6 protein-coding genes and 1 tRNA gene are annotated in these 6,344 nt (G+C 35.5%); 5 read left to right on the top strand and 2 right to left on the bottom strand.

Annotated elements, in window-relative coordinates:
- The 3 genes from AC3AX0_RS05455 to AC3AX0_RS05445 all read left to right on the top strand — a co-directional run.
- Positions 1-404 (top strand): aminoacyl--tRNA ligase-related protein (locus AC3AX0_RS05455; RefSeq protein ID WP_487549295.1); only part of this gene is annotated, 404 nt, incomplete at its 5' end.
- Positions 394-1,575, top strand: a complete 1,182-nt coding sequence (locus AC3AX0_RS05450) for a D-alanyl-D-alanine carboxypeptidase family protein (RefSeq protein WP_487549294.1) — start codon at positions 394-396, stop codon at positions 1,573-1,575. The genes AC3AX0_RS05455 and AC3AX0_RS05450, both read left to right, overlap by 11 nt.
- A gap of 98 nt (positions 1,576-1,673) precedes the next feature.
- Positions 1,674-2,594 carry an AEC family transporter gene (locus AC3AX0_RS05445; protein ID WP_487549293.1) on the top strand — a complete coding sequence of 307 codons (921 nt, stop codon included), beginning with the start codon at positions 1,674-1,676 and terminating at the stop codon, positions 2,592-2,594.
- 176 nt (positions 2,595-2,770) lie between these two features.
- Here AC3AX0_RS05445 and AC3AX0_RS05440 read toward each other — a convergent pair.
- Positions 2,771-2,847 (bottom strand) — tRNA-Pro (locus AC3AX0_RS05440).
- A 202-nt stretch (positions 2,848-3,049) separates the two neighbouring features.
- Between AC3AX0_RS05440 and AC3AX0_RS05435 the strand changes: the two genes are divergently transcribed.
- Together AC3AX0_RS05435 and AC3AX0_RS05430 are read left to right on the top strand one after the other, a co-directional pair.
- Positions 3,050-3,973: a hypothetical protein gene (locus tag AC3AX0_RS05435; protein ID WP_487549292.1), complete on the top strand. Its 924-nt coding sequence runs from the start codon at positions 3,050-3,052 to the stop codon at positions 3,971-3,973.
- On the top strand, positions 3,974-4,759 hold the full coding sequence (locus tag AC3AX0_RS05430) for a hypothetical protein (RefSeq protein WP_487549291.1): 786 nt from the start codon (positions 3,974-3,976) through the stop codon (positions 4,757-4,759). It begins immediately after the preceding gene.
- 991 nt (positions 4,760-5,750) lie between these two features.
- On the opposite strand, the gene AC3AX0_RS05425 is transcribed toward AC3AX0_RS05430, so the two are convergent.
- The gene (locus AC3AX0_RS05425; RefSeq protein ID WP_487549290.1) at positions 5,751-6,158 is read right to left on the bottom strand and encodes a GNAT family N-acetyltransferase; all 408 of its coding nucleotides are present in this window, start codon (positions 6,156-6,158) and stop codon (positions 5,751-5,753) included.
- Positions 6,159-6,344 lie beyond the last annotated feature (186 nt).

Below are 6,344 nucleotides of genomic sequence, written 5' to 3'. Positions count from 1 at the left end.
CAGAAGAATCTTACGAGCTTCTCGAAAAGCTTACAGGATACGCCGAAGAGATACTACAGAAGCTCAACATACCTTACAGGGTAATAGAGCTTTGTACAGGAGATACAGGCTTCTCAGCAGCAAAGACTTATGACATAGAGGTATGGATGCCAAGCTATGGTAGATATGTTGAAATTTCTTCATGTTCAAACTTTGAAGACTACCAGGCGAGAAGGACAAATCTTAGATACAGACCTTTAAACAACGGAAAGCCTCAATTTCTACATACTCTTAACGGATCTGGACTTGCAGTTGGAAGAACATTTGCAGCATTGGTTGAAAACTTTCAGAATGAAGATGGTACAGTTACAGTGCCTGAAATATTGAGACCGTACCTTGGAGGAAAAGAGAAAATTGAATTCTAGATACAGTTTAAGAAAAATATCATTAATCGTTGCAGTACTGCTTCTTTTAAGTATTACTGCAGCTTTTGCTGAAATAGATGTAAGCCAGGATATCAGATCTGCCATAGTAGGTGACATGGCAACTGGAGAAATATTCTATGAATACAATTCCGATGAAACTGTCGAGCTTGCCAGCATTACAAAGCTTATGACCTACCTGCTTGCAAGAGAGGCAATAGATGCTGGAGAAGTGTCTTTTGACGATGATGTATATATTTCAAAAAATGCTACTAACAGCGGTGGAAGCTCTCTTTATCTTCTTTCGGGAGAATCATTAAAACTTGAAATTCTTATGAATTCAATGCTTATAGTGTCTGGAAATGATGCTGCAGTAGCCATTGCAGAGCATGTAAGTGGGAATGTAAGTACATTTTTGGAAGAAATGAATGAAAAAGCAAATGAACTAGGCATAACAACAGCCAGGTTTATCAACCCAAACGGAATGCCCATAGACAATGAGGAAACAGACCAGAACTTTATGTCTGCAGAAGACATATTCAAACTGGCCAGATATATACTTAAAAAATATCCCGATATTACACAAACAACATCACAGCTTAAGGTTGTAATACCTGAAAGAAATTTCGCGAAAAATGCATCCAACAAACTTCTTGTAGAACTGGAAGGAGTTGACGGATTAAAAACTGGGTATACAGACAAGGCTGGATTGTGTCTTGTTTCAACAATACCATTTATTGACGAGGAAGACAGCAATAAAAACAGAAGGATTATAGCTGTTATTATGGGAGCCCATAGTGAATCCGACAGAATAAACAAGTCAAAGACTATGCTTGAATACGGTCTATACAATTACTTCATAGAGAAAATAATCAACAAGGACGACATAGTTGAAGAAATAATGGTTCCAAATGCATTTGATATGAATCTTGAAGTTGTTGCAGCGGAAGACTACTACAAGCTTGTGGAAAACGAAACAACATTGAGGACAGAAAACATATACAACGAAGAGCTAAAGGCTCCAATATCAAAGGGAGACACTGTAGGTAAAATGGAAGTCTATCTAAATGATGAAATGATCAAGGAAATACCACTGAAATCAACAAGGAATCTTGAAAAGGCTGGATTTTTCACTAGAGTATTCAGGTATCTTTCAAATGTACTAGGAGTATAGTACAATCTTAACGAATAAATAAAACTAAACAGTCAGCATTAATATTGCTGGCTGTTTCAATATTTAGAGATAATAGGTATCAATAGACGAGGTTTTTTATGATATTAGCTACAGTAGTAAATTCGGTAATGGTAATGGGTTTTCTCATAGCCATAGGATTTTTACTTGTCAGGAAGGGAATAATAACGACTGAAGTGGAAAATGCATTCACCTTCATGCTACTTAATATTGCAATACCTGCACTTGTTATCAAATCATTCAATATAGAATATTCTCCTGAAAAGATGGAACTTGGACTTAAGGTACTTAAACTTTCATTTCTTTTTACAGTGGGTACAATAATTTTCAATCACCTTATAGTTATCAAGGTGAAGAACAAGGGCAAGAGAAAAGTCATGCGTTATACCAATGCATTGACAAACTGCGGATTCATGGGATTTCCTGTGGTGTATCAGGTTTATGGATCAGAGGGAACCTTCTTTGCCTCCATGTTTTATGTAACGGTAGTATTATTCATGTGGACCTATGGAATGTCCATATTCTACGACAAGTTCGGAAAAAAAGAACTTAAGGGAATGATTCTTAATCCCAATATGATTTCAGTCTACATAGGTTTATGCATATTTATATTTTCTATAGATATACCTGTTCTCGCTGAAAAGATGATAGATTCCGTAGGAGGAATCACAACACCATTAGCCATGTTTATAATAGGTGCAAGAATTGGAAGGGTTAAACTTGCGGATATGTTCAATGATATCCTTGTATATTTTTCAACCTTTATGAAGCTTGTGATTTTCCCCTTGATTATGATAGTAGTGCTGTCATTTATTGAAATGGATCCGAGAATGGAAGGAGTATGTCTCATATACGCTTCATTGCCTCCTCCTGCAATAGCAGTGGTAATAGCCAACCGGTTCGACTGTGAGGTGGACTTCACATCAAAAATTGTAGTAATGACTCATTTGTTTTCACTGATTACAATACCTTTGATGTTTGCGATTTTTGAACTTTTGTAAAATTGAAAAAAGGAATACTATTTATAGCTTTAAGGAAGGTATTGCAGCCTTTGAAGAGAAGAGAAAATCGAATTTTCAGGGTTAATAATATTACCTTGACTACTTAATCTAACACACAAAAAAACACACTCATAGGAAGTGTGTTTTTCGTTGATATTTAAACATTTGTATATAGTTGGTCGGGACGACAGGATTTGAACCTGCGACCCCATGACCCCCAGTCATGTACTCTACCAAGCTGAGCCACGTCCCGATATGCCAACACTGATTATCGATAAAAACCGACAAATAATATTATACTCCGATTTGTTAATTTGTCAATGTGCATTCCACTCGATGGATACTGGTATGTTTTGGATAGTGTGATAAAATATAGGTATAGACAACATAAGAATTAAACAAAAGGAATTAACAAACTGAATTGAGAATAAGTAAAAAGGAGAAGGTAATGCGATATGAAAGATATTGCGAAGCTGTTTGACTATTTCAAGGAGGCTTTTCATTTAAATGTAGAGAACCGAAGACTATATATGCCTCAAATGGTTCTCATATTCATAAGGACTTGTCTATATTTGGCCTTTGGAGTATTCCTGTATCAGGTAGTGGTAAGTTTTGGATTTACAGGATTTGGCAGAGAGGTTCTTAAGGATGCTTTTCTAAGTATAGCATGGTGGATTGGAGGAATGATCATTTTCTCCATTGTTGCCAGCATAGTATTGGAAGCCGGACTTTTCAACATGTATAAGGTGTGCTTACATGAAAAGCAGCTTATTGGAGGGGAGTTTATTGAAGGAGTGCGGAAAAATTTCATAAGGTTTTTACTTGCTGATCTTATTATGCTAGTACTCTGGTTGCTGATACTGGTTCCCTACATCATTATAGGGGTTTTATCCTTATTGACGGGTTTTGTTTTGATTCCTCTTATGATTTCTGTCTTTACAATAATGTGGAAGGTGTCCATGGTTGTAGAAGATGTATTTGTCATAGAAGGTTTTAAAAAAGGTTTCCATTTCGCAGTGGATCATTTCATACCATTAAGCGTTCTGGTCATTATAAGGGGATCATTTTTGTCTATTGGAAATGGCTCGTACAATTCGAGTTCAGGAAATGGAAGTTCTACAAATACTTCATCAAAATTCATGGATGACCTTCCTGGTGATTTCAATCCTGGAGACATTCCATTTAACCAAGGATATATGGAAGCACTTCCCTATATAAAGATTGGATTTTATATTATGCTACCCGTAATAAGTATAGCCATCATAGTTGGATCACTGGTTCGAATGGTATTTCAGATATTCTTTGGACTCACTTCCTTTGTCATGTATATGGACAATGGTAAGCCGGCAGCTCATGACATATTTTCGGAGGTGGAATAGATGTGGTTTGATATGTTAATGGACGACAGCAAAGCTGCATTTGAACTGTCCAGTCGATACAAGGGCGTATTTGTACCTGTGTTACTGAAGCTGGTAATGGCTCTGTTGCTGGGAGTTTTTGTAGTAATAAGTGTTGGAGTCACTGTTGTCAGTGGAGTTTTGACAGGGATCAACAATGCAAAAGAATTTGAAGTGCTCATTAGTGTTTTAGCACCTATGGGAATATTCCTGGTTTTCGGATACTTTATCTTTTTAATACTTTGGGCACTAGTTGAAGTTGGAAGCATCAATCTCTACCAATCGGCCATAAATGGAGAAAAACCCACCAGGGAACATTTCTTCACAGGTATTAAAGGTTATCTGAAAAAAGTGTTTGGAGGCAAGTTATTCATTCATTTTCTTGTACTTTTGTTATCTCCTCTGTGGATTGTGTTGTTTGTTGTATATGCCGTCATATTGGGTATACCTACTGCAGGATGGGCTGTTGTATTTTTAATCGTTGTTATCAGCGCATACTTTGCCACATGGACAATAGCAATAGTCAACGATGATCTTGGTGTCTTTGGAGGACTGGGTGCAAGCTTTAAACTGGCTAAGGGTCATTTTAAACCAATGTTCATTTTGATGCTGTCAATGATGATGATAGGTCAATATTCAGGCTGGATATTGGGACCTATAGGTTATGTAATTCTGGGATGGCTTATTGGCGGTGTTGTAAAAACATTCTTCAGAATAGTATTGTACAAGACATATTTAAGGTATGGTGGCGAATCGCAGTACCCTTAGTGGATTGTGGAAAATACTGCATTGATGGTGGAGCTCATATGAATGATATTTAAGAATTTCAAGAAAAGATATGTATATGATATTGATTAAAAAGGGCTTGGATGTTGCCTGTGATTTTAATGTTCGTGTATTGAAATGAATACAATATACATGAAGGAAAACGCTTGCACAATGAAATCATTGTGATATAATCATAACTACAACAAACACAGAACCTGTGAAACCTAAAAGGCAAATAATTCAAAAGTCAGAAAGATTGAAATACTTTAACCGATTCAAATTATGTAAATCAAGAAAAACAAATCAAGTAAAGTTTAGTGAAAAATTGTAAATCAGGATTGAAAACCCTGAAAAGCAACAGATTACCAAAAAAGAAAAGTTTGAAATATTGAAGAAACGTAAGTGAAAAAGTTAAAAGAAGTAAATCAAGTAAGATTAATGGAAAATTGTTATTAGGATTGAAGAACCAAAAAGGTAAAAGATTCAAAAGTCTAAAGATTTAAATGTTTTAACATATTCAATTAGTAAGAATTAAGAAAAACAAATCAAGTAAAGTTTGGAAAAATTGTAATTAGGATTGAAAACCCTGAAAGCAAAGAGTACCAGAAAGAAAAGTTTGAAATATTGATTTTAACATAATTGAAGAAGTTAAGAAAAGTGAATCAAGTAGGGTGAATGAATATCTGACCTATTGGAGAAACAGAAGAAGTGATTGTTGAGTAACGTATCCGAAAGGAACGTTGCAGTAAATCTGCCTAGGGGCAAAACCCGAAAGGAGTAACATGGCAGCAGTAATATAGAAACCAGTTCTCAGTAAATAATATATGAGAGCTGGTTTTGTTTTAGCTTAGGAAAGTTAAAAATACATAATCCCTTGAAGCGTTGGTATTATGTTATTAAGGTTACTTTCCTGCGCATCTTGAATAACCGCTTTGGTCACATGAAGCGTGACCTTGTTAACGCAGCATAGCTGCTTTATTGTTTGAGCTTTTTAGATTTCGTTCTTAAATATCATACCTACAGATTTGGGAGCAGTTTCTTCAAAGTTGAATTTTTTATAAATATTTCTAGCATCTCCTTTAGCTATAACTGTGAGACATCCATCCTTGGGAGCATTTTTAGTATAGTAGTTTACCAGGGCTTCCATTATTACACCTTCAAATCCCAGTCCTTGATGCTGGGGCAGGACGGTAACATCGGTTATGTGAAAAGTGCATCCATCTCCTATCAATCTTCCCATTCCTATAGTTTTTTCTCTGATAGTTATATGTACACCATACCAGGAATTACTGACTGCCATTTTTGCAGAAGCACGAGTTTTTTCTCCCAATGTATGTTTTCTGATGTTCAAGTAGTCTTCAATATTAGGCATTTTATTAATCAATTCGTATTGTTTCATTAAATTCTCCTTAGCGTTTGTCTTTAATATTAGTTTTTCCTTATGGAATAGATTATATCACAGCTAGTGTTGGCAATCAGTAGTATAATGGATAAAACTACAGATAAGTGGAAAAGTTAAAGAAAAAATAAATTGAGAATTTCCAGTCAAATTGCAATAAAAGAAATGTTTTAGTATAATTAAGCG

Source organism: Dethiosulfatibacter sp. (genome assembly GCF_983023055.1).
The sequence above is the reverse complement of the archived record's forward strand: the minus strand, read 5'-3'. Positions and strand labels throughout refer to the sequence as shown.